The sequence below is a fragment of the Citrobacter amalonaticus genome, from assembly GCF_037053465.1.
In the GTDB taxonomy this organism is placed as follows: domain Bacteria; phylum Pseudomonadota; class Gammaproteobacteria; order Enterobacterales; family Enterobacteriaceae; genus Citrobacter_A; species Citrobacter_A amalonaticus_H.
Genome location: NZ_JBALIF010000013.1, coordinates 57227 through 80041, shown reverse-complemented (window position 1 = coordinate 80041; position 22815 = coordinate 57227). Strand labels below are relative to the sequence as shown.

General features: G+C 54.0%; 23 protein-coding genes. 4 read left to right on the top strand and 19 right to left on the bottom strand.

What is annotated here, in order from left to right:
* Positions 1-104: 104 nt before the first annotated feature.
* The 3 genes from WB371_RS18755 to WB371_RS18745 all read left to right on the top strand — a co-directional run bounded on the left by WB371_RS18755 (position 105) and on the right by WB371_RS18745 (position 3991).
* Complete coding sequence (locus WB371_RS18755) at positions 105-875, top strand: IclR family transcriptional regulator (protein ID WP_336221546.1); 771 nt, start codon at positions 105-107, stop codon at positions 873-875.
* 286 nt (positions 876-1161) lie between these two features.
* Entirely contained in the window at positions 1162-2826 is a 1665-nt protein-coding gene (locus WB371_RS18750; RefSeq protein ID WP_336221545.1) for a BBE domain-containing protein, read from the top strand.
* A 133-nt stretch (positions 2827-2959) separates the two neighbouring features.
* Positions 2960-3991, top strand: a complete 1032-nt coding sequence (locus tag WB371_RS18745) for an IS630 family transposase (RefSeq protein WP_336221544.1) — start codon at positions 2960-2962, stop codon at positions 3989-3991.
* A 50-nt stretch (positions 3992-4041) separates the two neighbouring features.
* Here WB371_RS18745 and WB371_RS18740 read toward each other — a convergent pair whose 3' ends face one another.
* From WB371_RS18740 to WB371_RS18700, 9 genes are read right to left on the bottom strand one after another with little or no spacing between them, the layout of a single operon-like run.
* The gene (locus WB371_RS18740) at positions 4042-6738 is read right to left on the bottom strand and encodes a conjugative transfer ATPase (RefSeq protein ID WP_336221543.1); all 2697 of its coding nucleotides are present in this window, start codon (positions 6736-6738) and stop codon (positions 4042-4044) included.
* Positions 6738-7133, bottom strand: a complete 396-nt coding sequence (locus tag WB371_RS18735) for a TIGR03751 family conjugal transfer lipoprotein (RefSeq protein WP_336221542.1) — start codon at positions 7131-7133, stop codon at positions 6738-6740. The genes WB371_RS18740 and WB371_RS18735 overlap by 1 nt, the downstream gene beginning before the upstream one ends.
* A complete protein-coding gene (locus WB371_RS18730; RefSeq protein ID WP_336221541.1) occupies positions 7133-8536 on the bottom strand; it encodes a TIGR03752 family integrating conjugative element protein in 1404 nt (467 codons plus the stop codon). Before WB371_RS18730 ends, WB371_RS18735 begins: the two co-directional genes overlap by 1 nt.
* A complete protein-coding gene (locus WB371_RS18725) occupies positions 8536-9378 on the bottom strand; it encodes a TIGR03749 family integrating conjugative element protein (RefSeq protein ID WP_336221540.1) in 843 nt (280 codons plus the stop codon). The genes WB371_RS18730 and WB371_RS18725 overlap by 1 nt, the downstream gene beginning before the upstream one ends.
* Positions 9375-10010 carry a PFL_4703 family integrating conjugative element protein gene (locus WB371_RS18720; RefSeq protein ID WP_336221539.1) on the bottom strand — a complete coding sequence of 212 codons (636 nt, stop codon included), beginning with the start codon at positions 10008-10010 and terminating at the stop codon, positions 9375-9377. Before WB371_RS18720 ends, WB371_RS18725 begins: the two co-directional genes overlap by 4 nt.
* A complete protein-coding gene (locus WB371_RS18715; RefSeq protein WP_336221573.1) occupies positions 10007-10366 on the bottom strand; it encodes a TIGR03750 family conjugal transfer protein in 360 nt (119 codons plus the stop codon). The genes WB371_RS18720 and WB371_RS18715 overlap by 4 nt, the downstream gene beginning before the upstream one ends.
* Entirely contained in the window at positions 10366-10704 is a 339-nt protein-coding gene (locus WB371_RS18710) for a TIGR03745 family integrating conjugative element membrane protein (RefSeq protein WP_420704063.1), read from the bottom strand. The genes WB371_RS18715 and WB371_RS18710 overlap by 1 nt, the downstream gene beginning before the upstream one ends.
* A 16-nt stretch (positions 10705-10720) precedes the next feature.
* The gene (locus WB371_RS18705; RefSeq protein ID WP_336221538.1) at positions 10721-10954 is read right to left on the bottom strand and encodes a TIGR03758 family integrating conjugative element protein; all 234 of its coding nucleotides are present in this window, start codon (positions 10952-10954) and stop codon (positions 10721-10723) included.
* Positions 10944-11258 (bottom strand): RAQPRD family integrative conjugative element protein, encoded by a 315-nt coding sequence (locus WB371_RS18700; protein WP_336221537.1) that lies wholly within the window; start codon positions 11256-11258, stop codon positions 10944-10946. The genes WB371_RS18705 and WB371_RS18700 overlap by 11 nt, the downstream gene beginning before the upstream one ends.
* Positions 11259-11490: 232 nt before the next feature.
* Between WB371_RS18700 and WB371_RS18695 the strand changes: the two genes are divergently transcribed.
* A complete protein-coding gene (locus WB371_RS18695) occupies positions 11491-12312 on the top strand; it encodes a DUF6708 domain-containing protein (protein WP_336221536.1) in 822 nt (273 codons plus the stop codon).
* 9 nt (positions 12313-12321) lie between these two features.
* Here the strand turns inward: WB371_RS18695 and WB371_RS18690 are convergent, their stop codons facing one another.
* The 10 genes from WB371_RS18690 to WB371_RS18645 form a co-directional block, all read right to left on the bottom strand.
* Positions 12322-13032: a TIGR03747 family integrating conjugative element membrane protein gene (locus WB371_RS18690; protein ID WP_336221535.1), complete on the bottom strand. Its 711-nt coding sequence runs from the start codon at positions 13030-13032 to the stop codon at positions 12322-12324.
* 25 nt (positions 13033-13057) lie between these two features.
* Positions 13058-15124 carry a type IV conjugative transfer system coupling protein TraD gene (gene traD / locus WB371_RS18685; protein ID WP_336221534.1) on the bottom strand — a complete coding sequence of 689 codons (2067 nt, stop codon included), beginning with the start codon at positions 15122-15124 and terminating at the stop codon, positions 13058-13060.
* Positions 15121-15624, bottom strand: coding sequence for an integrating conjugative element protein (locus tag WB371_RS18680; protein WP_336221533.1), 504 nt, complete (start codon positions 15622-15624; stop codon positions 15121-15123). The genes traD and WB371_RS18680 overlap by 4 nt, the downstream gene beginning before the upstream one ends.
* 20 nt (positions 15625-15644) lie before the next feature.
* Positions 15645-16169 (bottom strand): transglycosylase, encoded by a 525-nt coding sequence (locus tag WB371_RS18675; RefSeq protein WP_336221532.1) that lies wholly within the window; start codon positions 16167-16169, stop codon positions 15645-15647.
* Entirely contained in the window at positions 16145-16843 is a 699-nt protein-coding gene (locus WB371_RS18670) for a TIGR03759 family integrating conjugative element protein (RefSeq protein WP_336221531.1), read from the bottom strand. The genes WB371_RS18675 and WB371_RS18670 overlap by 25 nt, the downstream gene beginning before the upstream one ends.
* A 10-nt stretch (positions 16844-16853) precedes the next feature.
* The gene (locus WB371_RS18665; protein ID WP_336221530.1) at positions 16854-17318 is read right to left on the bottom strand and encodes a response regulator; all 465 of its coding nucleotides are present in this window, start codon (positions 17316-17318) and stop codon (positions 16854-16856) included.
* Positions 17319-17443: 125 nt separating this feature from the next.
* Entirely contained in the window at positions 17444-19762 is a 2319-nt protein-coding gene (locus tag WB371_RS18660; protein WP_336221529.1) for an autotransporter outer membrane beta-barrel domain-containing protein, read from the bottom strand.
* Positions 19763-19848: 86 nt separating this feature from the next.
* Complete coding sequence (locus WB371_RS18655) at positions 19849-20172, bottom strand: hypothetical protein (RefSeq protein ID WP_336221528.1); 324 nt, start codon at positions 20170-20172, stop codon at positions 19849-19851.
* Between the two features lie 34 nt (positions 20173-20206).
* Positions 20207-20506, bottom strand: a complete 300-nt coding sequence (locus tag WB371_RS18650; RefSeq protein ID WP_336221527.1) for a hypothetical protein — start codon at positions 20504-20506, stop codon at positions 20207-20209.
* Between the two features lie 467 nt (positions 20507-20973).
* Positions 20974-22779 (bottom strand): DNA topoisomerase III, encoded by a 1806-nt coding sequence (locus WB371_RS18645; RefSeq protein WP_336221526.1) that lies wholly within the window; start codon positions 22777-22779, stop codon positions 20974-20976.
* Positions 22780-22815 lie beyond the last annotated feature (36 nt).

Sequence of the window (22815 nt, the reverse complement as noted above, 5' to 3'; positions counted from 1 at the left end):
ATACTCAATGATCTGAATTGATGTAACTGTTTAAAAATGAATATGTTTTGCGGGCTATGGCATTGCAGTTACAATAACTGGACTTTTTGATTGGGGATGAATGAATGTCTAACGGCGAAAATGTAAATTCTTCCGGCGTTGACAAGGTCCTGACGATCCTGGAAGAGATTAGCGAGCATTCTGACGGTATATCTTTGGTGGAGTTAGTCAAACGGACCGGGATCGCGAAGACAACGGTGTTTCGTACCCTGGAAACGCTCAGGGAACGGCAATACGTTATGCAGGATAACGGAACAGAACGTTATCACCTGGATTTGAAGAGCCTTGAACTCGGTATCAAGGGGCTGATGAATGTGAACCTGGTGGAAGTGTCTATTCCGTATCTGAAAACGCTATCAGCAAAAACGTCAGAAACCTGTTTTCTGGGCGTTTATAACAGCGGGCACGTAGTCTATCTGTTTAAAAATGAGGGAACGCTTTCTATTCAGACTAACGCTCGTCTTGGTGCCAGATTACCGGCGTATTGCACCGGAATAGGCAAAGCGTTGTTGGCTTTTCAGCCGCTGGAAGAGATTGATCGGGTGCTGAGTGAACCCCTGATTCCGTTTACCGAAAAGACAGTGGTTGACCGTGTAGCGCTGTATGAAACGCTGGCCGATATTCGCCTGAAAGGTTTCGCACTCGACAATGAAGAAAACGAAGAGGGATTAACCTGCGTGGCCCGTCCGGTTTTCAATTATACCGGGACCGTTATCGGCGCGCTGAGCGTGGCTGGCCCGACACATCGGATGCGGCGTAAGATTAATGAAGTTAACGATGAGTTAGAGCAGGCCTGTTCATTAATTTCTCGTCGGCTGGGTTTTATTAATCGATAACGTTGTTGCTATTTTTGTTAAAAACGAGCCAGGTGGATAGGTAGCAAATACCTGGCTTTCTGAAAATTATAAAAAAAATTTTTATTACTGTGTTATTTTTATAAAAATATCTTTGTGTATTTATTAACGTCCATATCTGTCAACCTGTTAATATATAAGTTATTTTGACTGAGTTGTAATAAAATAATTTTGTGTGAATCTCGTCGCAATTGTCAACTCCCTGTGATGTTAAATAATATTCTGTACCTATTGGCGGTGTTGTTTAAATTAAAATAAGGGTGAAAATATGACAGATTTTATTGTAATAGATAATCAAAATCCTCGCTATGACACTCTCCAGAAGGGGTTCAATTTACGTTCTCCAGATGCTGGCGAAGGCGCTGATTTCATTTATGTCTGTAAAACAGCGCAGGAAGTCATTGATGCAGCTAATGATGCTTTACAGAATGGATATCGGCTGACGGTTCGTAGTGGGGGCCATTGTTATGAGGGATTTGTCACAAATAAGCTGAGTAGTGACGGTAGTCAGCCACTGGCTATCATTGATCTCGGGTTAATGACCGGACTGCAGTACAGTGATGCTGGAGATATTATTTCTCCGTGGGACAACACCGTTTCCTATCGTTTTTCTTTTGCTACTGGCAACCAGAACTGGGACGGTTATGTCAGCTTATATAAATTATCCGGCAAAACGATTCCGGGCGGCTCTTGCTATTCGGTTGGTTCAGGTGGGCATGTTTCGGGAGGAGGATATGGTCTGCTTTCTCGTTTGTACGGGCTGACGGTGGACTGGCTCTCCGGTGTAGATATCCTGGTTCCTGACACTGCCGGAAGTGGCACACTGGTTGTGAAGCATGTTCATCTGAATAGCTCAGACAGCGATCGCGATTTATTTATTGCCTGCAGGGGGGCGGGAGGCGGCAATTACGGCATTATTCTGAACTATTACTATACAGATTTACCTCCTGCGCCCCAGCAGGCGTATTTGCTCTCGCTTTCCTGGCCGTGGGATAGCTTCGGTACCGGAGATACGGGTAAAGCAGCATTCGGTAATTTTTTACATACCTACTGGCAGTGGTTCTCCGATCACGACCCGGAATGGAACAGCAGCGATCCCACTCTGGCCAATGGTGGGCTTTTCTCCTTACTGAAATTGCAGCATCGTTCGACGGGTGATGTGGTGATGACCATTCAGTACACCGGCCTGGAGGGTACGGTGGGAGGAAGTCAGGATCAGCCCTTTATCGATTTTGTTAACACAATAACGGCCGCCGTTGGCGTGACGCCCGAGGTTGTGGCGCAACCTGTGTGGCATGGTGCGGTGGCGCGTACGGCTAACCGACAAAAATCACTCCGCGATCCGGTCAGTGATGCCCAGTTGATGGACTGGTTATGGCTAACGGAAACCATTAATGGCTCAGGCGGTAACATGCGCAATAAGTATAAATCGGCTTATCATATTGCTGATTTTACAGACACGGAAATTACGGCTCTCTGGGAACATCTGAATGCTGGCGATGATATCCGGCTTAATCAAACCTGGGTACAGATTGATTCTTATGGGGGGTGCATAAACAGTAATGACGAGACCATCAATCCTACCTCGGTGTATCAACGTGCTTCCATACTGAAGTCGCAGTTCCAGAGCCACTGGAATAATGCAGAAGATGATGATTTCTTTCTGACATGGATGGCTAATTTATATTCTGCTTATTTCGCTGATACCCGAGGAAAACCGTATGATGATGGTAGCGGGCATTTTCAGGGGTGTTATATTAATTACCCGGATATTGATATGAAATATACTGATGCCACGCATACCGCCATTGATCCTCAATGGCTGACACTATATTACGGCAATAAAGCTAACAGCCTGGTGGCGACAAAAAAAATAGTGGATCCTGATAATGTTTTCCGTCATGAGATGTCGGTTCCTCCTGAGCAGCCATAGTGAGGGGATGCGATATATATGTGGCATAGCTAAATAGCTGCGCGGAATAGTAGATCACTTTGAGGGAACTCAGCCCGGATTGTGCGATCTGATCAATCGCCAAACCAACCAAAATCACCAACCGGACTGAGCGATGCCGATCATAGCACCAATTCCCCGTGACGAACGACGCCTGATGCAGAAAGCCATTCATAAAACTCACGATAAAAATTATGCCCGCAGGCTGACTGCCATGCTGATGTTACATCGGGGTGACCGTGTCAGCGACGTTGCCAGAACGCTCTGCTGTGCCCGTTCCTCCGTCGGACGCTGGATTAACTGGTTCACGTTGTCGGGGGCTGCAGGACTGAAATCATTACCTGCCGGACGAACCCGTCACTGGCCTTTTGAGCATATCTGCACGTTATTACGTGAGCTGATAAAACATACTCCCGGCGATTTTGGCTACCAGCGCTCACGCTGGAGTACAGAACTTCTGGCAATAAAAATCAATGAGATAACTGGCTGCCAGTTACATGCCGGAACCGTTCGCCGCTGGTTGCCGTCTGCGGGGCTGGTGTGGCGAAGGGCCGCGCCAACTCTACGTATCCGTGACCCGCATAAAGATGAAAAGATGGCGGCAATCCACAAAGCGCTGGACGAATGCAGCGCAGCGCATCCGGTCTTTTATGAAGATGAAGTGGATATCCATCTTCATCCCAAAATCGGTGCGGACTGGCAGCTGCGCGGACAACAAAAACGCGTAGTGACGCCGGGGCAGAATGAAAAATATTATCTGGCCGGAGCGCTGCACAGCGGAACGGGTAAAGTCAGCTATGTGGGCGGCAACAGCAAAAGTTCAGCGCTGTTCATCAGCCTGCTGAAGCGGCTTAAAGCGACATACCGTCGGGCGAAAACCATCACGCTGATCGTGGACAACTACATTATCCACAAAAGCCGGGAAACACAGCGCTGGCTGAAGGAAAATCCGAAGTTCAGGGTCATTTATCAGCCGGTTTACTCGCCATGGGTGAATCATGTGGAACGGCTATGGCAGGCGCTTCACGACACAATAACGCGCAATCATCAGTGCCGCTCAATGTGGCAACTGTTGAAAAAAGTTCGCCATTTTATGGAAACCGTCAGCCCGTTCCCCGGAGGCAAACATGGGCTGGCAAAAGTGTAGCGGTATTAGGCGCGGCTATTTAGTGCCATGGAGGACGAGGGTAATGTTTGTTAAACAGACAGCCCTCGTTTCCGATCCAACTCACGGGCAACCGTGATCGCAGCATCCAGTTCACTAACCCCCAGCTCATGCATCAACTGCGCACGTTCCGCTTTCTCGTGTTTTTCCGTCATCCCCAGCGCCAGATACAAACCGGGCGGCACCACGCGGAACAGGGCTTCAATCTTGCTCGCCAGCACCACCCCCTCAGTATATTTCCCCGGCGCTTTGGCGGCGCTCAGCAGAAGCTGGCGCTGTTCCGGGGTCAGAGACTTGAAGCGGCTGACCTGCTCCACTTCTTCCGGCGGCATCACCAGCAGTTCCCACCACTCGATCATATTGAGTAATTTCTTTGCCTCGTCCGGAAAGTCACTTAAGTTCTGCGTAGCCAGCCACAGCCAGATACCGAGCTTGCGCCACATCTTCGAGCCTTTGGTCAGAAAGCGGGCCAGCAACGGGTTGACGGTAATAATGTGAGCCTCATCGGTAATGTTGACGATAGCGCGGGACAGATGCTGATCGCGCTCGCCGAGGTTGTTGATATGGTTAATCAGCGAAATGTAGGAAATCGCCAGTTGTGCCTCATACCCTTCACGGGCAAAAGTCGCCAGGTCCACCAGGGTGATATCGGCGTCCGGCCAGGGCTTTCCTTCGCGGTTAAAGAGTTCGCCTTCAAAACCGTTGCAGAACATGCTCATCGATTCCGCCATCTCATAAGCGCGGGTCCGGCGGTTTTCCGGCAGCGTGGTATCAGCAGACAGCGCAAACAGCGCATCACGGACGTCCTGTGTCAGCGTCTGGCGTTTCTCCTGATAACATTTTTCAGCGGCGCTGAGGATGGCTCGGCGGATCATCGCCCGGTCCGGGCGGGTCAGTCGGACATCTTCTTTTGCCTCGCCACCGGTTATCATCAGGCGGGCGGCGATTTCCATTTCGCCCAGGATATCGCGCTGCTCATCGCCTTCGGTTTCTTCCTGTTCATCCTCTTCCGGCAGTTCATCACTGACGGGCTGCTCCACCAGACGCCAGGCGTCGGCAAACAGCGGCAGTGTGATACCGGAACCGGGTTTCAGGCTGATTTTGTTCACCGTCAGGCCGTGGCGCTCTGCGTAGTCCGCCATCAGACCAAAACTGTTCCCGGCCTCGATAATAAACAGGCGGGGACGGTGCAGGGCCATTAGCTGCGCAATCTTGCCGTTGAGGGTGGCGGATTTACCCGCGCCGGTTGGCCCCAGTAACAGCAGATGACCATTCTTTGATCTGTCATCCTTGTTCAGCGGATCGAAATCCAGCGGTGCGCCACCCCGGTTAAAATAGCTGATACCGGGGTGTCCGGTGCCGGTTTCCCGCCCGAATACGGGTAGCAGGTTGGCAATGTGCTGGACAAAGTTAAACCGGGTATACAGGTGGCGTTTGTCGCGGGCAGGATCAAAACACATCGGCAGCCAGCGCAGATAATTGCCCAGAGGGGCGACATTATCGCTGTCCTGAACCGGCACCAGCCCGGCATTCAGCAGTACGCTGTTAAGCTGACGGCGTTGTGTATTCAGCGCAGAAATATCGGGTGCCGACAGATAAAAAACCAGTGAAGAACGGTACAGCTTGTGCCTGTCTTTCAGAAAGTTTTTCACCTCACGACAGTCCTTGCGGGTGTATTCCGATTCGGTATTTTCGCCAATGGCGCGGTTGGCCAGTTGATTCAGGTGGGCTTCCAGCAGATCCTGCGGGCTGACCACCAGCGTTAACGCCATGATGGTGGACTCTGGCAGCAGATCGAACAGCGCATTAATGCTGTCGCCCTTGCGATTTTCCCCGGTCAGATGCCCGATGTGCGGGGCTTTACGCAGCCTGTCCACCACGACGGTACAGTGGGGATGATTATCGAAGTACCAGCACCCCTGTGTGGCATCAGATACCGGCTCACTGAACAGCAGCGATTCGGCAAAATCAGTAAGCACCGGCGGAGTGCCGTCATCCGGTACATCGACTTGTGCCACTGTCTTATAAAAAGACTGGGGGGAATCGCCTGCCGGGGCGGGATTAAACCAGCTTACCAGCCAGCGGCGCAGCGCTGTTTCAGACAACCGCTGTGTTGTCAGTCCTGCTCCGGCAAGGGCCGCGACCACGCGGGCGCAGGTATTATTCAGAACCTCTTCCGGCGTCAGAACGCCCGGCCTGCTGTTTTCTGACCAGCGGTAGATGACCATTCGGGTACATTGCCGCTGACCTCGCCACGGGGTTTGCGTCACCACATCGTCAAAAAATAATCCACCGGGCTTTGAGATCCCCCGCAGATGGTTTGCCATCTCGCTAAGCCAAGCTTCGCTGAAAGCGGAACCCTGTGCTGCCGGGGTGACGTAGTCGCGTAAAGTATCCAGATAACCGGACAAATCCTCTTCGTTCTGGCAGAAGAACTGTACCACCCACGGGTTGCGATCCCGTTCGTCGAACGAGTCCTGTAACGCATCTTTCACGATGTCACGGATCTGTGCCAGATGTTGCTGCGATCGGCCTTCGGTGCCCACTGGGGTAATAGCATAAACCGCGCCGGCAGAGCGTCCGTCGTCGAGCAACAGGGTCTGGCTCTCAGGCTGGTACTCAACCCATGGCAGCAGATCGGCAAATGAGGGGCCTTTCTGATACAGCGTATCCACATCCCGCTGCGTCAGTCTGCCGCTGCGCGGACGTGCAGTTGTCTGTTGCATCATTATAAATCCTCCGTGCGCTCGCCGGGCATGGCGTACTGCACTCTGGTGTAAAGCGGAAAGACTGTTGAGTAGCCGGGGATCGGAACGGGGGATTCCCCTGACAGGTGAGGGAAGATATACATCACCAGGTCAGGATTCGGCAGGCGCACAAACTGTGAGCGGATTTCATCGGCGGCAGTACGGGAATAGCTCTGCTGCTCCTTTGCTGATGCTGCGGGATCGTTCAGTGGTCTGCGGAGCTGGCTGCGCTGTTCTGCGAGAGCCTGTGCGCCACCGGATCGCTGGTTCCAGAGCGTCATCATGCTGGTGTCCGGATCCACCGGTAACAGGGTTTCCTGCGACGTGGAGCAGCCAGCCAGAAACATCATCACTATGAGAATGGTGGTCTTATTCATCAGTCCGGCTCTCCTGTACGTGAGGATTGAGTGGGATACTTCACTTTTCGCCCGTGAGGTTCGTAGTCGATACGTAACTGTCGGGTGATATGGACGGCCACCGCCTGGCCGGGTTTGACGTAAATGGCGTCAAACATCTGGCCGTAACGTTGCTTAAACCAGTCGGCGGATTCTTTCAGCCCGCCGCCCAGCGCCTGTCCCAGCACATACTGGCCGTTGCTGCCGGTAACGGCTGAGGTAACAGAACCATCTTCGACTGTGGTCGTGGTTTCGCCGTTGGCGAAGGCGTCGGCTGCGGCGGCAGAGCCTGCCAGCAAAAACTGCGAGGAGAGGTATTCACCGGCATTGGTTTTACGGTCGCCGGGAATACAGGGCAATCCCTGGGGATCGGAGAGCCAGCCAATCGTACTGTCCTGTGATTTGCCATCACTGTTGAGACTCCCGCTGTCGCTCTGCTGCGGGAGTGTGCGCACGGTTCCATCCCGGAAGATAAAGGTGATGGAATGGACGTTGCCGCGTACACACGACAGCGTCCAGTCGCCGGATGCGGTGCCGGACATCACCGCGCTTTCCATATCAGGCAGCTCAATGCCGTTGGCAATCAGGTTGTCACGGCCTATCAGGATCTTGAACGGGTAGGGATCGCTGACCGTGCCGTTGATCGGCACGCGCCCCAGCAGGGCGGTCATCGCCACCGAACCAATCAGGGTGCTGTTTTCCGGCAGGGTATAAACGGGGACGGCATTTTCTGCTGGTACTGTGTTGCTGGTGGTATGTGCAGAATGGCTGTCCGCTTTGTCACCGGTACTATCCGTCGCATTGCTAAACTGGCGTGGATAGCGGGTTTCGCTGCCGTGCTGTTTGTGAGGATCGACAATAACGGCATCGGCGGGTTCCACCCAGCGAATGGCCCCGGCTGGCGGGTTTTCGCCGTCCAGACCTAAACCGACCGGCATATCGCTGTCAGTGCCTGACTGTTTGCGGGTCAGTTGATCCAGTTTCTGCTGGAAGCTGTCCAGCAGAGTAGCTTGTTGCTGTTGCAACGCTGTGCTGAAGTGCTCCCGTTCGCGGTGAACAGCGGTATTGATGCGTTTTTCCACATTCTGATCGCGCTGGCGCAGCCGCTGGTTTTCCTGAAGCAGGGTGGTACTGTCCTTACGCAGCGTCGCCACTTCCTGGCGGTACTGCTTCATCTGGCCGACCAGGGTGGCGACGGTGTCGGCAGGGGTGTCGCCATCAATCCCCAACGCTTTCAGCTCTTCATCGCTGAGATCGGCCACTGTGTCGGCTCGTACTGGTTTTTTTTCATGCGATACCGAGCAGGCTTTCAGGCCGACAAAACCGGCGGCCAGTAGTACCAGCGGGATCAGCAGTTTCAGCAAATGGTTAGATTTTATCTGCATTACTGTTTCCCCTTACTGCTCTTCGGTGGCACAGGTTCAGGCAGAATGGCCTCATCTGCCTGCATTTTCCGGGTCAGCAGATAGACCACGGTGGTGTCTTCCGCCGTACCGCTGGCACCCAGCCAGGAATGCTGAAAGGTGGCGGCGTAGAAGGTGCCCTGTAGTGTCCGGGGATCCAGCGTTATGCGTTGCGCTCCCTGATTCTGCAACCGGATAGCGGTAACGGTATCCTCATTCAGTTGCCAGGCGCCCAGCGGGGTGGCGCTGACCGGCTCTCCCGGCAGCAACGTGGTGATGCGGGCGGGCAGGCGGGGGGAGACCTCGCGGACTCCGGCGAGAGGTTCTACCGTGCGCAGAGGCGCATACAGCATCTGGGCGGCATAGCGCGTCAGCGCCACGGGGTCAGGTGTGGCAGGGAGGGCTGAGTTCAGGTTGTCATCACTTGCACCAGAATCGTCAGACGGATGGTCAGCGGTGTCATCAGCATCATTACCGTAAACGGCAGCGTATTGCAGTTCGACCGGCTCAAGTGCATCGCCCTCGGTAGCACTGACATCCAGCAGGATAAGCTCGCCGGAGTCCACATCTTTAAGTTGCAGGCGGGCATCAGGAAAGGGCTTTTGCGCCTGCAAGTACACCGTGCCGCCGCTGCTCTGAATGCGCAGTTTGTCATCGAGTCCTGCGGGGTAGCCGACGCGAACATTTTTGTTAACCATCACCACCCGTTCGTGACCCACATGCAGCTCAACCGGCAGGGGAATGCGCTCCCACTGCATCAGCTCAGTGGCGTTGGCGCTGGAACAAATCAGCAGCAGAAGAGGTAATAGTCGGACGTGTTTCATGGTCTGGCCTCCGGGGCGGCTTCCAGTTTCTGAGGCGTACTGGCAAAGCAGTTAAGGGCCAGTCCCCAGGGATTTTTCTCCGGATCGATATCGAGACGGACAACGTTCAGCGGATAGCGGACCAGCGCCCGTTTCACGGGTTCGGCCTGGTAGTATTCATCGACGCTCAGATCCAGCGTGACCGTCCAACTGTCGCGGCTGATGATTTCCACCCGGTCCGGTTTAAATCCCCGGCCTGGAATTTCGTAGATGCCGCGCACCCGTTCACGCAGTTCGCCCCGATCCTTTCGCTGCTGCCAGTCCAGGTTCAGCTTTGCCTGGCAGGACGGGGTCAGCCAGGCCCGCAGGCGGGTGATGTTATGCTGATAATCCTGTTCACCGTTTGTCGGCCAGCGGTTCAGTTGCTGGAAGATATAAAAGGCAAAGGTATAGACATCACCGGTGGGAATTTCCCACCAGGGGCGGGTGCTGCCGTGGCGCAAATCAGGGGGAATATGGATGGTGAGATCTTCCGGCGCACGATACCAGCCGTAGCCGAAAGCCAGCAGCATCACGGCCATGATCCCCAGCGCCAGTCGCAGCGACGTGATATGCGCATCCCTTGCCGCCAGGGCGTGTTTAAACGGGCTCATGATTTATCACTCCTGCGGACAGTCCAGACGGTGCTTTGCTGGATCAGACGGCGATCGCCAAAACCACGGCGCGCCAGATGAGCGCTGATGGCCTGATACATCCACGTATCCGGACGGCCCCGTTTGAGTCGCGACATAAAGCGGCCTCCGGCCAGCACGCACAGCGTGGAGCCAAGCAAAGCACCTGTTGGGATCAACGCCCAGATATGCAGGGTGATGGCCGGGAGAATGCCGACCAGCAGACCGGCTATAAATCCACAGAGAAAGACCAGCAACAGCTCGGTTGTGGTCATTCCCCGGAAAACCACCGGCTCCCGGTTCAGCCTGTCGGGCAGGAATTCAATTGTCAGTGCCATCACAGAATGTCCCCCGCTTCGGTCAGCAGCCAGATGGTGATCACCAGCAGGATCGCGCCGACACCGGCCATCGCCCCCAGGTCTTTCCACTGTTTGCGGCCATTCTGAATTTCGGCGTAAGTGCCAATGCAGCTGTTGGCCACTACCAGGAAACCCACCGCGCAGATTGCCAGCGACATCAGGATCACGATGTCATAGCCGTAGTTTTGCAGGGTCTCCATGATGCCGTCGCCTTTGCCTCGTGAAGGATCTTCCATATCCGGCAGATCGGCCCGGGCAGTGAAGGGGAGAAGAAATGTTGTGAGTGAAGTAATAAACGTGCGAATACGTAACTTCATGATGTGACTCCCTGGGTTAACTGAGCACGAGCCAGAAACTGATCAGCAGCAATAAGAAAAGACGAGCTGTCGTACCGCCGAGCTGACGCAGGCTTAGCGTGTTTGTGGAGAAACCCCGGTAAAGGCTGACCAGACACCAGGCGGCCCACAAAAACAACGCAGCACTAAGCAACCCCAGCAGCACCAGACTGACATCGCCGGGTTTTGCTGAACTCCCGGCCTGAAAGGCGGCCATCTGTTCATCGCTCATCGGCGTGAGCCTCGCGGCGGTAGAGTCCGGAAAGAGCATTAACATTACGGGGCTGAGTGCGGGCTGGTGACAGGTAATCGTGAATGCCGCGCCGGATGGTGTGGATATCAGCGAATGCCTGTGAATAATCGAAGCGATAACGGGTATCCGGTGCGAGTCTTGCCTGGGCTTCGGCACGTTGAAGCGTGCTTTCAATCTGGTTCAGTTGTTGAGTCAGCAGCGCCAGATTAGCCTGCTCTGTGGTAGGGGCGGCATGGGCGGTGCAGGCCAGTACCATGCCGGTTAGCAGTACGATGCCTTTCATGAGAAATGTCTCCGGGTTGTCTGCGGGAGACCGAAAGATGGCGTAACTGAAAGAGGTTTACCTCAATAAATTGTTTTTTGATGAGTGATATTTAACCAGTACTGGATTCAGTACCGCAGTTCTTGTTAGTCCAATATAAGATATTTCATTTCAACCCTGTACGTGATAAACGAAGAGAACATCTTTTTTTGTGATAAATTAAGATAATATGGATTACTGGAGATAGTTAATAATGTTACGACCAGAGAAGACGATCTCTCATAAACGCATGCAGATTTTTTTTCACGAAAAAGCCAGGTTGGGACATCCCATGTTTGCTCCGGAATCTTTAATTTGCGAAAAACTGCCCGGGGATAGTTCGAATAATACATCCACTCCCTGCATGCCTTACTTAACAGAAATAAATGAGGATTATATAGAATTTCCAAGGGTCGTCTATGGCGTGAAAGGCGTGATGATGTTTATGCTTTCTTTTTTAGCTATTATTAATAGCGTTATTTTTTTCTTAATGATAAAAGAGGGGGTGCTATTTCATTATGGTTTTCTGGCAATTATTTTGATTCTTTCAGTTTTTTATCTTTTACCATTAACCATTCGTTATGTGTATTTTACCCCTCACGTTCTACCCGTCAGATTTAACAGGGATAAACAAAAAATATACTTCTATGAGCGGAAAGTAAATATGAACCCTTATAGTCGTTGGCCCGTAACAATAAATGTAATGGATTGGGAAAATGTTCAGGCATTTCATGTGACAGAAAAAGTTTATAAAGGACTGCCTTACAGAGGTCTTCATTTTGTCAGCATATTGCGCGGAACTGAATATATCATGGGGCATACGGTGTTATATATAGTAGGAACACCATGGAGTCTTAAAAAAAGAATGACATATATAAATTATATAGAGTCAATATGGTGTTTTTGTCAACGTTATATGGAGTTCAGGATCGACTCAATGGGATATCTGTCACCGCCATCACCATGGTTTCTGGCGAACAAATGGTTGATAAAGTGGCCTGACGAGTTTGACAAAGCATCACGTAGTGTTGATTGAATTTATGCGCTATAAATATTTTTTAAATGAGCCAACAGTCACTGATACCGACAACCCCAGCAATAACGCTGCTGGCAGCAAAATAACACCGGGGTGCAGAGAGAAGGGCAGTGACAGATAAATCAACCAGGGCAAGAACAAGACCGGGCGAACGGTGCGCCGGGCATGGTGATAGATAAACGCTGATTCATACCCGCTGCCAAAACGGCGGATATCACGCCGCACCAGCCCGTCAACGATACCGACCAGCGTGGTCAGGATGAACAGCGGCGCTGTCAGCAGCAGTAAAAACAGACGCAGTACAAAGGTCATGATGGTCCAGGCCGTGGCCTGAATATACGTGTTCAGGCCATGACACCATGAGGTAGTATCGGCCAGAACACGGTAATGTTCCTGCTGCCACCAGGCGGACATGCCGGTATCCACAAACAGCCACTGCCTGACCTGAGATAATGCCAGTTCCAGATGCCCGACAGGATCGGCCATGAGAACGCTTTGGATAACGTTGTCGGAATACCACATCAGTTCGCTGTGCATCAATGCCCGGGCATGCTCTGCGCCCTGCTCAGGCCAGAAAAAAGCGATCCCCATCCATTCCACCACCAGACGTAAAAACAATGCCGTCAGCAGCGTGGCAACAATATGCCCCAGCCAGGTCAGAGGCGTGGCGATCAGCCCTCTGGCTGTGGTGGGTTGTAGCGTTGTGCTCTGATCGCTCATCAGCACCCGCTCCGGAACCTGTTTGTCATATCGGCTCCTTCATCGGACCGGACGTTGTTCCGGTCCACCACTGTTCACCAGTGTGATAGTGTTGACGCATATATTCAGTCAGTTGCTGGATATGTTCCGGTAGCCCGTCGTTTTCAGCAACCGGCAGGGGCAGGCGGATTTTCCAGAGCTGCCCACCTTCCAGCAGGGCAAATGCCTGACCTTTAGGGAGCTGGATCAGCGCTGCGGGTTCCAGTAGTGGCACGCTGAGAGAGCTTACTCTGTCCTGGGTGTTGCTGATAAAATCGCTCTGGCTCTGCGGATCGGATGAATCCGTCACGCCGGAAATCACGGTACTGGTCAGCACTTCAACGTCATGTAACTGTCCGGTCAGCAGTTCAGCGGTGGCGGTTTCCCGCACACGCAGCATGACTAAATTGTTGAAGTTTCCCACTACCTGGCCGGCTTTCGCCGCGTTACCAATCCCGGCTTCGATATCGGATAAGGTTTGTGTGTAGGCGGTGACCTGCAAACCCGCGCCGCCACCTTTGTTAATGAGTGGAATAAACTCGTCCCCCATCAGTTCGCTGAACTCGTCGCAGTGCAGGTTGACGGGGATTTTTGCCACCGGCTGACCGGGCAGGCCGTCGTTGACGCCGAATTTATAGATATGCCCGGCGACGCTGACCAGGTCAGCAAACATACTGTTACCGACAGCGGCGGCGACCTCGCTGTCTGACAGCGCGTCCAGTCCGACATACACGATGCCGCGTTTGCGGATCACCTGTTGCCAGTCGAAAATCGGGCGGGGATCGTTCAAATCACTGTACGAAGGGGCCAGCAACTGCGCGGTTTTCCCTGTGGTGAGTTTCTCCAGCAGCGGCAGCAGGGACGCGACGATTTTATCAAAGTAGGTCTTGTCGTAACGCACGGCTGAGCGCAGACCATCGAGGATCGGGTCATACACTTTTGTCGAAGCCAGATACTGCTCCAGCGCCACCACATGATTATCCCGTCCCAGCAGATTTCGCGGGGTGTTTTTATCGTTCACCTGACCAGCTATCTTTGCGATCACCTCCCAGGCTTTTGGCTCATTGCGGGATAAATAATGCCGGGCATAGCTGACAAACAGATCGTCGATATTCAGAACATGGCGGGCAATCAGCAGGTAATCCGGTCGCTGTCCCAGCGCCACCAGGGCGCGGGTGATGATATTGACGAAACGCCAGGCGAATTCACGGAAGGCGGCAGAATTACCCTCTCCGGATAACTGCCCGGCGATGCGTGATGCCACTTCGGAGATCCGCCCGAAGCGGCCCACCGCGTTGTAACGCGCCGAAATATCAGGATAAGCCAGGTGGAAGACATAAAACTCATCCTCTCGTCCTGCGCGTCTGGCTTCGGCCCAGGTTCGCATCAGTAAATCGGCATCGCCTTTCGGATCAAAGACAATCACCACCTCACCGCGTCGGATATCCTGGGCGATAAACAGTTCTGCCAGCCGGGTTTTGCCGACGCGGGTGGTGCCCATCACCAGGGTGTGACCGACGCGCTCACCCAGCGGTAACGTCACCCCGGTTTCTTTCAGCTCAATCCCGTGCAGCAGGCTGCTGCCACCGACCGGCGGCAGGGGGCGAACCGGATTGAGAATATGGTCACGGGAGAGCAGGCGGGTCAGGGCCGGGAAATGATGCTCCCCCCATTTTTCCAGCCTGCGAGCCTGACGGTATAACCAGCCGGGCTGAATATAGTGCTCGCATTCCGGGCGTCGGCAGGCCAGCAGACGCTGGGTATGCCGGGATTGCCAGCGAAATCCGAGGCCGATAAACAGCGTCCGGTGACTTAACGGGATTTGCTGGCTTTTCAGGGCATAGCGGGGCAGGCGGCGAATATTGCGGCGGTAGCGCAGGACAGTCAGCCCCTGTCGTCCCCGGATGCAGGCAAACAGGAAAAATCCGCCCGCCAGAACAACGCTGACGGATGGTGACAGCATCAGCGCCCACGGAGCCGCCAGGCACAGGTATCCCGCCGCCAGCGCGGTAATGGCACTGTACAGCTCCACCGCCGGGCGCAGCAGGGTCTCAATGACGTGGCGGTTGCTCATTGCGACAGCCCGCTTTCGGTGATGAGCACCGGATACGTGGTCAGTTGCAGACGTTGCGCCAGATCCTCACCGCTGACCGGTAGCAGCGTCAGACCGGGAGCCTGCTGGCGCAGGTTATCCAGTTGTCCTGCGGTGGAAACATTGACCACCAGTCCGGTGGCATGAAGGGCGAGAAGCTTCTCTTTACGCTGTTTCAGCCAGCGTACCGACAGGGGATCGACGCCGATTAAAAACAACGGCGAAAAGCCGGGCAGTGACAGTGGCCGGGGCTCCAGCTGTCCGGGATGCAGATGAGGTGAAGTGACGGGGAGCACATCCTGTTCAGTGAAAGCGGTCGGGCCGGAAGGCGCTGGTGATGGATTGTTGCTGTCCGGCTGAATGGCTTCATACAGTGGCGCAGTGGGTTCTCCACCCAAATCACCGACCACGGTGAGTTCCGCCGTGGCCTGAAAGGCCGGTCCTGACAGAATCAGCAGCAGCGCAGGAAATGTGTTTTTCATGATGTCATGCTTTCCTTCTTTCATGAGGACAACAGCTTTTGCAGATAACGAGTGACTTTCTGGCGATAGCGCCTGGCGGGTGGCCCTCCGGCAGGATGGTGATAGCGTCCGGCGGCATGCAGCCAGCTGTGCTGTTTATCGAAATGTTCCCGTAACAGACGTGCTGACACATGCAGGTTCAGGTACGGATCGAGTGCATCGCAGGGGGTGGCGAAGAACTGCCCGTTCCAGCCGATATTGATTTGCCCCAACCCGGCATCAATGCGCCGGGGATCGCGGGTGCGTAAAAACTGGTTCAGGGCGATACAGGCCTGCTGGCGGGTGGCATACTGATACGCCCGGCCACCGACATTGAGGGTCCAGGGCCAGGGATGAATGCCGCGGGAAAGCTGTGTGCCGCTTTCGGTCAGGGCGACGGCATAGAGCAGTTCAGCGGGAACGCGCGCCCGCTGAGCCACCTGCTGGTAGCCTGCCGGGATCCGTGGTGCCGCCAGGCAATTCAGGGCAGGCAGCAACAGTATCAGGGGGAGGTAACGATTTGCCATTGCCCCTCCTGTTGTTCCAGTACCGCAGGGATCTGCCCGCCATCGAGCTTTTGCCAGCGTCCGGCATCGTGGTTGAGTGTGATTTCCCGCGCTTTGACCCGCTGTGGATCGATGTGCTGCGTCAGCGCCCAGCGCCGCAGACGGGTATCATCGTTCTGGCTGCCAACCAGCCAGATATCCAGCGGGTGTGCCGAGTGCAGCAGGGTTTTCAGTCGTGTATCACAGGGCGGGCAGTTCTCCCGCACAAAAACGGCCAGGCGGCTGGTCGGGGAGAGCGTCGTCTGACGGTGAGCATCCGCCACCGGCATCAGTGACGGATAGCGTCGTTTCCACGCGGCATCGTACGCCCTCTGAAAGGCCAGTTCTTTCTCCACCCTTTGAGACTCTTTTTCCACCAGAAGATCGGCGTATTTGCGCCGCTCTTCATCGTTGTTTGCTTCCACACCCAGTGTGGTCAGTGGATCGAGCCCGGGCGACCAGATCCCGCGTTCGCCCTGGCGGAGTTGCAGATAACGACTCCATTCCTCCCGGCTCAGCCCCCAGCTTTGTGCCTGTTGTTCAGCACTGAGCGTTTGTTCTGTACTCTGGCGCGTTACCGTCGTGGTTTCAGTCGCAGCCAGTACGTTCAGGCTGAGACAATAGAGGGGAATGGCCAGTGATAATCTGTTTTGCATAATGACCCCCTCAGACAACCGGAGCCGGTTGCCAGCAGACGGTTCGGCTGACTTCGTCAGTGGTCATTATCCAGGCGCTGCCTGCGATGGTCTGCAATGCCCGTTCCACGCGTACCGGCCCCATCCGGCGCTGGGCATCAGGCAGCGGACTGCCATAGAACAGCTTCATCGTTGTGGTGACGGGCAGACAGAGGCCATAGCCGCTGCCATTCAGCCAGCCCTGAATTGCTTCTTCACGCGTCAGGCGACGGTGGTATTTTCCCGGTGCAGGGAGCGTGCGGGTAATTATCTGCTGCAACGGGAAGCGCAGCGCCTGCGATGGCGCAATATCGACCAGCGTATAGCGCGCGGTATGCACCCGCTCTTTCGCCTGTACTTCAGGAACCGGTGGTGTACCGGGACAGGGAACAGACGGCGCGGGTGGGGCGACACAGCCGGACAGAAATAGCAGGCTGAATGGAATGAATTTTTTCATGATGTGGGCTCCCTTCAGAAGAAATGTGAGGAGCAGCATGCGGTTGTATGGCGGTGGATTCAGCAGGAAAACCAGAACGGAGAAAAAAGAAAAGGCCCCGATACCGGAGCCTGCTGCCTGAAATCCTAAAATGCGTGGCTGAATCCCAGCATACCGGCCCACGGCGACTCAACGCCGTCGCCTTTCTCATATTGTGCGCTGGCGGTCAGCCGGGTCTGCGGCGTGATAGTGGCACTGAGGCCGAGCTGGTAACTGCCCCGAACTCCGGCACTGTCATTGTTAAAGGTGTCTTCGTTTACCCGAACCTCATTGTTGTGGACGAACTCCTGCTCCAGCGAGACTTTTATCCAGGGGGTGAACGTTGCGCCCCGTTGAGCGACATTATGCTGGCTGAGCCACAGACCGGCCTGCGCCAGTGCTGATTTTGCGGTGCCGGGACGGGCCTGCATGCCGTTGGATAACCGGTAATCATCGCCCTGCGCCGTAAAGCCGCTGAAGCCGATAAATGGAGAGAGCGTGGTGCGGGACAACTGAAAATCATAGCCGGTCGTCAGGCTACCACCGATACCAGGCGTGGTATAGCTGCCATCCGCCAGTCCTCCGGAGCTCATCCGTGCAGTGAGGTGCTGATTGAATATATTGCCCTTCAGTACCCCATCCAGCCAGAAGTGGCTGCGGTCATAATAGCTGCCGTACAGCGCGGTACTGTAGCTGTCCACGGATCCGTCGCCATCATTGCTCAGGTCGAGGTCTGAACGGCTATAGCTGCCGGAAACGCCCAGGGTCAACGCCCCTGAACGGAGCGGCATTCGGGTGTCGTAGCCCAGTACCACACCGCCAAGCATCTGGCGATAGGTGGCGCTACCAGTGCGGTTGACATCGAAACGGTTGCTGAGTGCCTGCATCCAGAACTCTCCGTCATGAGGACGGGGGCGTACCACATCCAGGCGGTTGTGCAGGGCGGCAATTTCGGTTTGAAAGATAGTCGGGGCGACGTTCGCCAGCGCCAGCACGGCATCGGTGGAGGGCGTCGGCGTAGGCGTGCCGCCCGGCGTCAGCGACCAGTTACCCTGACCATCCGGCGTCAACTGGTATTCCCAGGTGCCGATATCCACCTGCTGGCCCGGATTAAGCAGGCTGAACTGCGCATCACCCCCGCTGGTATGCACGATTTGCAGTGACTGATTATCCTGCGGTGATTCGCCGGTGTCGGCTATCAGGATGCCGAAATCACCGTTTGCTTCCCCGGAGACGTTAATCATATCCCCCTGTTTTCCGGCGATATCGGTGTTCATATAAAAATTGCCACTGCCGGACAGTGTGCTCAGATTGAGTGTGGCGAAAGACGCCGAATCGAAGTAAACGCTGCCATCGTTCATGCCGAGGCTGTCCAGCGAGTAACTGTGACCAGCGGTTGAGGAGGAATTATTTAATACCAGGTCGCCTGCCAGCGTCAGGTTGGCACCGGATGTCTGCGCGCCTTCGCTGAGGGTCAGTTCGCCGCCGCTTTGCACATCACCGCTACCCGTCAGGGTTGCCTGGTCACTGATATACATTGAGCCTGCCAGCCAGAAGTTATCCAGCGACCCCTGGTTGATTTGCACGCTGCCGCCGTCTTCGACCCGCAGGTTACTGCTCTGCCCGTTGCCATCCAGCAGGTATAAACCACCTGACTGAATTAGCGTACCCTGATCAATACCGCCCAGGTTCTGCATCTCACCGCTGACCACGCTGTTGACGGCAGTACCGTAATACCAGTCAGTGGACGTGTCAGTGACAGAGTCATAATGCCGGGTTCCGGTGACCAGCAACGTTCCCCCGGCATCCACCTGGCTGTTTTCACTGGTGCCGCCATTGGTGACCTGCTGTTTGCCACCGTTCTGGATCTCCGCATTACGGGAAATGCCCGTGTCGCGGGTTTCATACTGCTGGTTCCAGCCGGTATCCAGCTCGCCGCCAGCCTGTACGACAGTATTCTCATCGACACCGTAGCGGTTAACCATCTCGCCGCCGTTACCCACGGTGGTCTGCGTGGTAAATCCGCCCTGTGTGGCGTCTTCAGTGCCATTGGTGCCTGCATTGATATAAACCTGGCCGCCATTATCCACGGTGGTATCCGTCGCGGAGCCGTTGATTTGCAGATAACCGCTCTGTGTGACATACGTTTGTTCAGTTTGCCCGCCGGGCAGGGAATACAAAGTGCCCCCGTCAGTGACCGTAATTCGTTCAGTTTTCCCGCCGGTATTGATATCGCTGTAGCTCCCGTTTCCGGTGACGGTGGAATCGGTCAGTGTGCCGTAAACCTGTTGATCGCCCTGAGTGCCGTCAATGGTTTCGCCGGAAACCGTAGTACCGGCGCTGACTTCAGAGGTATAGGCTGCCCATCCTGGTAACAGGATGGGCAGCAGGCAGAGTGGTAAGAGATGGATAATAAGACGTGGCATTGTTTTCTCCCGGCATTATCTGGTCGGAAGATTGAAGCGGTGAATAACAAACAGAAACAGAGGATATTGATAATCGAATGAAAACATTAATTATGGCGGCAGGAGGATAATTCTCTGAATGGCAAGTTATTGTGAAAAATAAAGGAAGCGGTAAAGTTCTCCGCGTCAGGTTTATTGTTGCCAAAACGACGGTGGAAGAAACCGTTAGCCGTGGCATAACTGACATAATAATTACCGGCCTGTGTTTCCAGCCAGGCGGCGCTGACATGGTATTTATCAGCCAGACGGGTAAGTTCAGTCAGAGAGAATCCGTGCTGTACAGCAAGCAACAGCATGTGGCCGACAGCATTTTTTTCTTCGTCAAAAAGACTGTTCAGTTCAGCCTGTAATTCCGGGGGAATGACTGTCATTGATATTTGCTCCGGTAATTATTTTACGGAAGGATTAATACGACAGGGACACTATCTGCATTTCCACCTCAGCGGTCTGGTTACAGGGCTCTGCCGGACTGTCGGCATCCAGTAATATCCAGTAGCGCCAGTCAAGCGGTTTACGGGCAATCCGGATATAATTCAGGAAACTCTCGGCCAGTTCATACGTCGGAAACAGCAGATAGTGATCGAACCGACTCCAGGGATCGTCAGAAACATTGGCGTAATACAGGCTGACATGAAAATATTCAGTATATTTTCCGGTATCGGGATCTTTGAGCGAATGGCGCATAACAGTGAAATCGCGGATCATAGTTTATTCCTCTGGTGTTATGGGGGAGTGTAATGATAGTTTCCGGTCCGGAGAGACTCTCTGTTTGCAGGAAACCACAGAGATAAAAAGGCGCTGTCTGCGACAGCCAGTTGCCGGGTAAGTAAAACAGGGCGGGGAGAGGAAAATAATAAAGAACTCATTTTTGACTAAATAAAAAAGGAAAGCGCCGGAGAACGGCGCTGGCAGGGATGAGCCTGAAAGAGAAAACAGAATAATGTGAACAAATCCCCGGATTCTGCCGAACTGGCAGGACCGATCCGCGTACGGGGAGACGGATCGATAACATGGCGCTTTTTTATCAGCACAAACGGCTCCGTTTTTTTGCCGGTCGGCCCCGGCGCAAGGCAGGATGTCACTATAGCCATGTGCGGGTAATATGCCGGATTTGATAAGGCAGGGGATCGGTTAATTCAAAACCGGAAAAAAAGAAAATAAGCGTGCCGGGATTATTGCCGGGCCTGCTCCACCATTTTGCTGACCCACATGGATTGTTTCTGTAAAAACAGCGCCAGGGGTAATTTACCGCCGGCGATTTCATCCAGCGCCTGTTCCCACAAAGCAGTCATCCCCGGATCTTTCACGATATCCGGCAGCATCGCCATCAGCGTGGTGGCGCTGCGGGTGGCGATCAGGTGGCGTTTTTCCCGACGGATATACCCGCGTTTCAGCAGCGTTTCGATGATGCCTGCGCGGGTGGCTTCGGTTCCCAGCCCCGCGCTTTCTTTCAGGCGCTGTTTCAGCTGTTCGTCGTTAACAAACCGGGAGGCGTTTTTCATTGCGGCAATCAGCGTTCCTTCGGTGTAGTGCGCTGGTGGGCTGGTTTTTAGCTCCCGGATATTTGTACCGGTAACAGGACATTGTGCATTTTCCGCCAGTTGCGGCAGTGAATGCTTATTATCATCTGCCTCACTTTTATCTTCGCTGAACAGCATCTTCCAGCCAGGTGTGACCACTACGTTTCCGGCTGCCGCCAGCATATGCCCGGCGCATTCCAGCCGTATTTGCGTGTTATCCACCTCATACAGCGGCAGAAACTGTGCCAGATAATGGCGGCGGATCAGGTCATAGACGCGATGTTCATCCTCGCTCATTTTGCTGATATCCACGGGCTGTGTGGTCGGGATAATAGCGTGGTGAGCGGTAATTTTGCTGTCGTTCCAGATGCGGGATTTTTGCTGAATATTACACTGCGCCAGGAAGGGGTTTAATGTCGGGTCAGTTTGTTGCAGCGCGTTGAAAACCTGTGGTACTTCGGCCTGCATGGACTGCGGAAGATATCCGCAGTCGGTACGTGGATAGGTTGTTGCTTTGTGAGTTTCATACAGGCTCTGGGCGATATCCAGTACCTGTTGTGCTCCCATCCCCCATTTTTTAGAGCAAACCTGTTGCAGAGTGCCAAGGTCAAAAGGCAGAGGCGCGGATTCTTTGATGCGCTTTGTTTCTGTGCTGATGACCCGGGCTTGTCTGGTACGACTGATCTCCGTCGATGCCCGTTGCAAAGCTGACTGATTAATGCAACGGCCTTCTTCATCGCATATCATTTCTGGTGCCAGCCACTGTGCCTGAAAAGGGACATTTTTCCCGGTGAGTGCGACGGCCAGCGTCCAGTAGTCATGGGGGATAAAGCTGGCAATCTGTTTGTCAAGGTCAACAATCAATCGTAACGTCGGTGTCTGTACACGACCGACTGAAAAGATGCCTTTCTGGCCCGCTTTTTGTCCTTTCAGAGTATACAAGCGGGTGAGGTTCATGCCGACCAGCCAGTCTGCGCGGGCGCGTCCCAGCCCTGCCTGATACAGTGATTCTGTCGCTTCACCGGCTTTCAGCGAGTCCAGGGCTTTGCGAATACTGCTCTCATCGAGTGCTGATAACCACAGCCGGGATACTGGCCCCCGAAATTTGCAGGCCTCCAGAATTTCCCGGGCAATCATTTCGCCCTCGCGGTCAGCGTCGGTGGCAATAACAACGGAAGAAGCTTTCTTCAGTAGCTTCTGAATAATGGTAAATTGCTTTTTTGTCGCAGGCTTCACCGCGACTTTCCATTGCTCCGGAATAATGGGCAAATCTGTCAGCAGCCATTTTTTATATTTGATATCGTAACTTTCAGGCTGCTCCATTTCCAGCAGATGACCAAATCCCCACGTAACAATAATATCCTTGCTGGTAAGACATCCATCACCGCGTTGCGTTGCGCCCAGCACTTTTGCAATATCCCGTCCCTGAGACGGTTTTTCACACAAAAATAGTTTCATTATCGCTCCTGAAAAAAACGGGCATCAGGAGATGAT

What these genes read in the sequence shown, in the direction of transcription:
- WB371_RS18755 (WP_336221546.1), top strand. Translation starts at nt 105, where the DNA reads ATGTCTAACGGCGAAAATGTAAATTCTTCCGGCGTTGACAAGGTCCTG.
- WB371_RS18750 (WP_336221545.1), top strand. Translation starts at nt 1,162, where the DNA reads ATGACAGATTTTATTGTAATAGATAATCAAAATCCTCGCTATGACACT.
- WB371_RS18745 (WP_336221544.1), top strand. Translation starts at nt 2,960, where the DNA reads ATGCCGATCATAGCACCAATTCCCCGTGACGAACGACGCCTGATGCAG.
- WB371_RS18740 (WP_336221543.1), bottom strand. Translation starts at nt 6,738, where the DNA reads ATGATGCAACAGACAACTGCACGTCCGCGCAGCGGCAGACTGACGCAG.
- WB371_RS18735 (WP_336221542.1), bottom strand. Translation starts at nt 7,133, where the DNA reads ATGAATAAGACCACCATTCTCATAGTGATGATGTTTCTGGCTGGCTGC.
- WB371_RS18730 (WP_336221541.1), bottom strand. Translation starts at nt 8,536, where the DNA reads ATGCAGATAAAATCTAACCATTTGCTGAAACTGCTGATCCCGCTGGTA.
- WB371_RS18725 (WP_336221540.1), bottom strand. Translation starts at nt 9,378, where the DNA reads ATGAAACACGTCCGACTATTACCTCTTCTGCTGCTGATTTGTTCCAGC.
- WB371_RS18720 (WP_336221539.1), bottom strand. Translation starts at nt 10,010, where the DNA reads ATGAGCCCGTTTAAACACGCCCTGGCGGCAAGGGATGCGCATATCACG.
- WB371_RS18715 (WP_336221573.1), bottom strand. Translation starts at nt 10,366, where the DNA reads ATGGCACTGACAATTGAATTCCTGCCCGACAGGCTGAACCGGGAGCCG.
- WB371_RS18710 (WP_420704063.1), bottom strand. Translation starts at nt 10,704, where the DNA reads ATGAAGTTACGTATTCGCACGTTTATTACTTCACTCACAACATTTCTT.
- WB371_RS18705 (WP_336221538.1), bottom strand. Translation starts at nt 10,954, where the DNA reads ATGAGCGATGAACAGATGGCCGCCTTTCAGGCCGGGAGTTCAGCAAAA.
- WB371_RS18700 (WP_336221537.1), bottom strand. Translation starts at nt 11,258, where the DNA reads ATGAAAGGCATCGTACTGCTAACCGGCATGGTACTGGCCTGCACCGCC.
- WB371_RS18695 (WP_336221536.1), top strand. Translation starts at nt 11,491, where the DNA reads ATGTTACGACCAGAGAAGACGATCTCTCATAAACGCATGCAGATTTTT.
- WB371_RS18690 (WP_336221535.1), bottom strand. Translation starts at nt 13,032, where the DNA reads ATGAGCGATCAGAGCACAACGCTACAACCCACCACAGCCAGAGGGCTG.
- traD (WP_336221534.1), bottom strand. Translation starts at nt 15,124, where the DNA reads ATGAGCAACCGCCACGTCATTGAGACCCTGCTGCGCCCGGCGGTGGAG.
- WB371_RS18680 (WP_336221533.1), bottom strand. Translation starts at nt 15,624, where the DNA reads ATGAAAAACACATTTCCTGCGCTGCTGCTGATTCTGTCAGGACCGGCC.
- WB371_RS18675 (WP_336221532.1), bottom strand. Translation starts at nt 16,169, where the DNA reads ATGGCAAATCGTTACCTCCCCCTGATACTGTTGCTGCCTGCCCTGAAT.
- WB371_RS18670 (WP_336221531.1), bottom strand. Translation starts at nt 16,843, where the DNA reads ATGCAAAACAGATTATCACTGGCCATTCCCCTCTATTGTCTCAGCCTG.
- WB371_RS18665 (WP_336221530.1), bottom strand. Translation starts at nt 17,318, where the DNA reads ATGAAAAAATTCATTCCATTCAGCCTGCTATTTCTGTCCGGCTGTGTC.
- WB371_RS18660 (WP_336221529.1), bottom strand. Translation starts at nt 19,762, where the DNA reads ATGCCACGTCTTATTATCCATCTCTTACCACTCTGCCTGCTGCCCATC.
- WB371_RS18655 (WP_336221528.1), bottom strand. Translation starts at nt 20,172, where the DNA reads ATGACAGTCATTCCCCCGGAATTACAGGCTGAACTGAACAGTCTTTTT.
- WB371_RS18650 (WP_336221527.1), bottom strand. Translation starts at nt 20,506, where the DNA reads ATGATCCGCGATTTCACTGTTATGCGCCATTCGCTCAAAGATCCCGAT.
- WB371_RS18645 (WP_336221526.1), bottom strand. Translation starts at nt 22,779, where the DNA reads ATGAAACTATTTTTGTGTGAAAAACCGTCTCAGGGACGGGATATTGCA.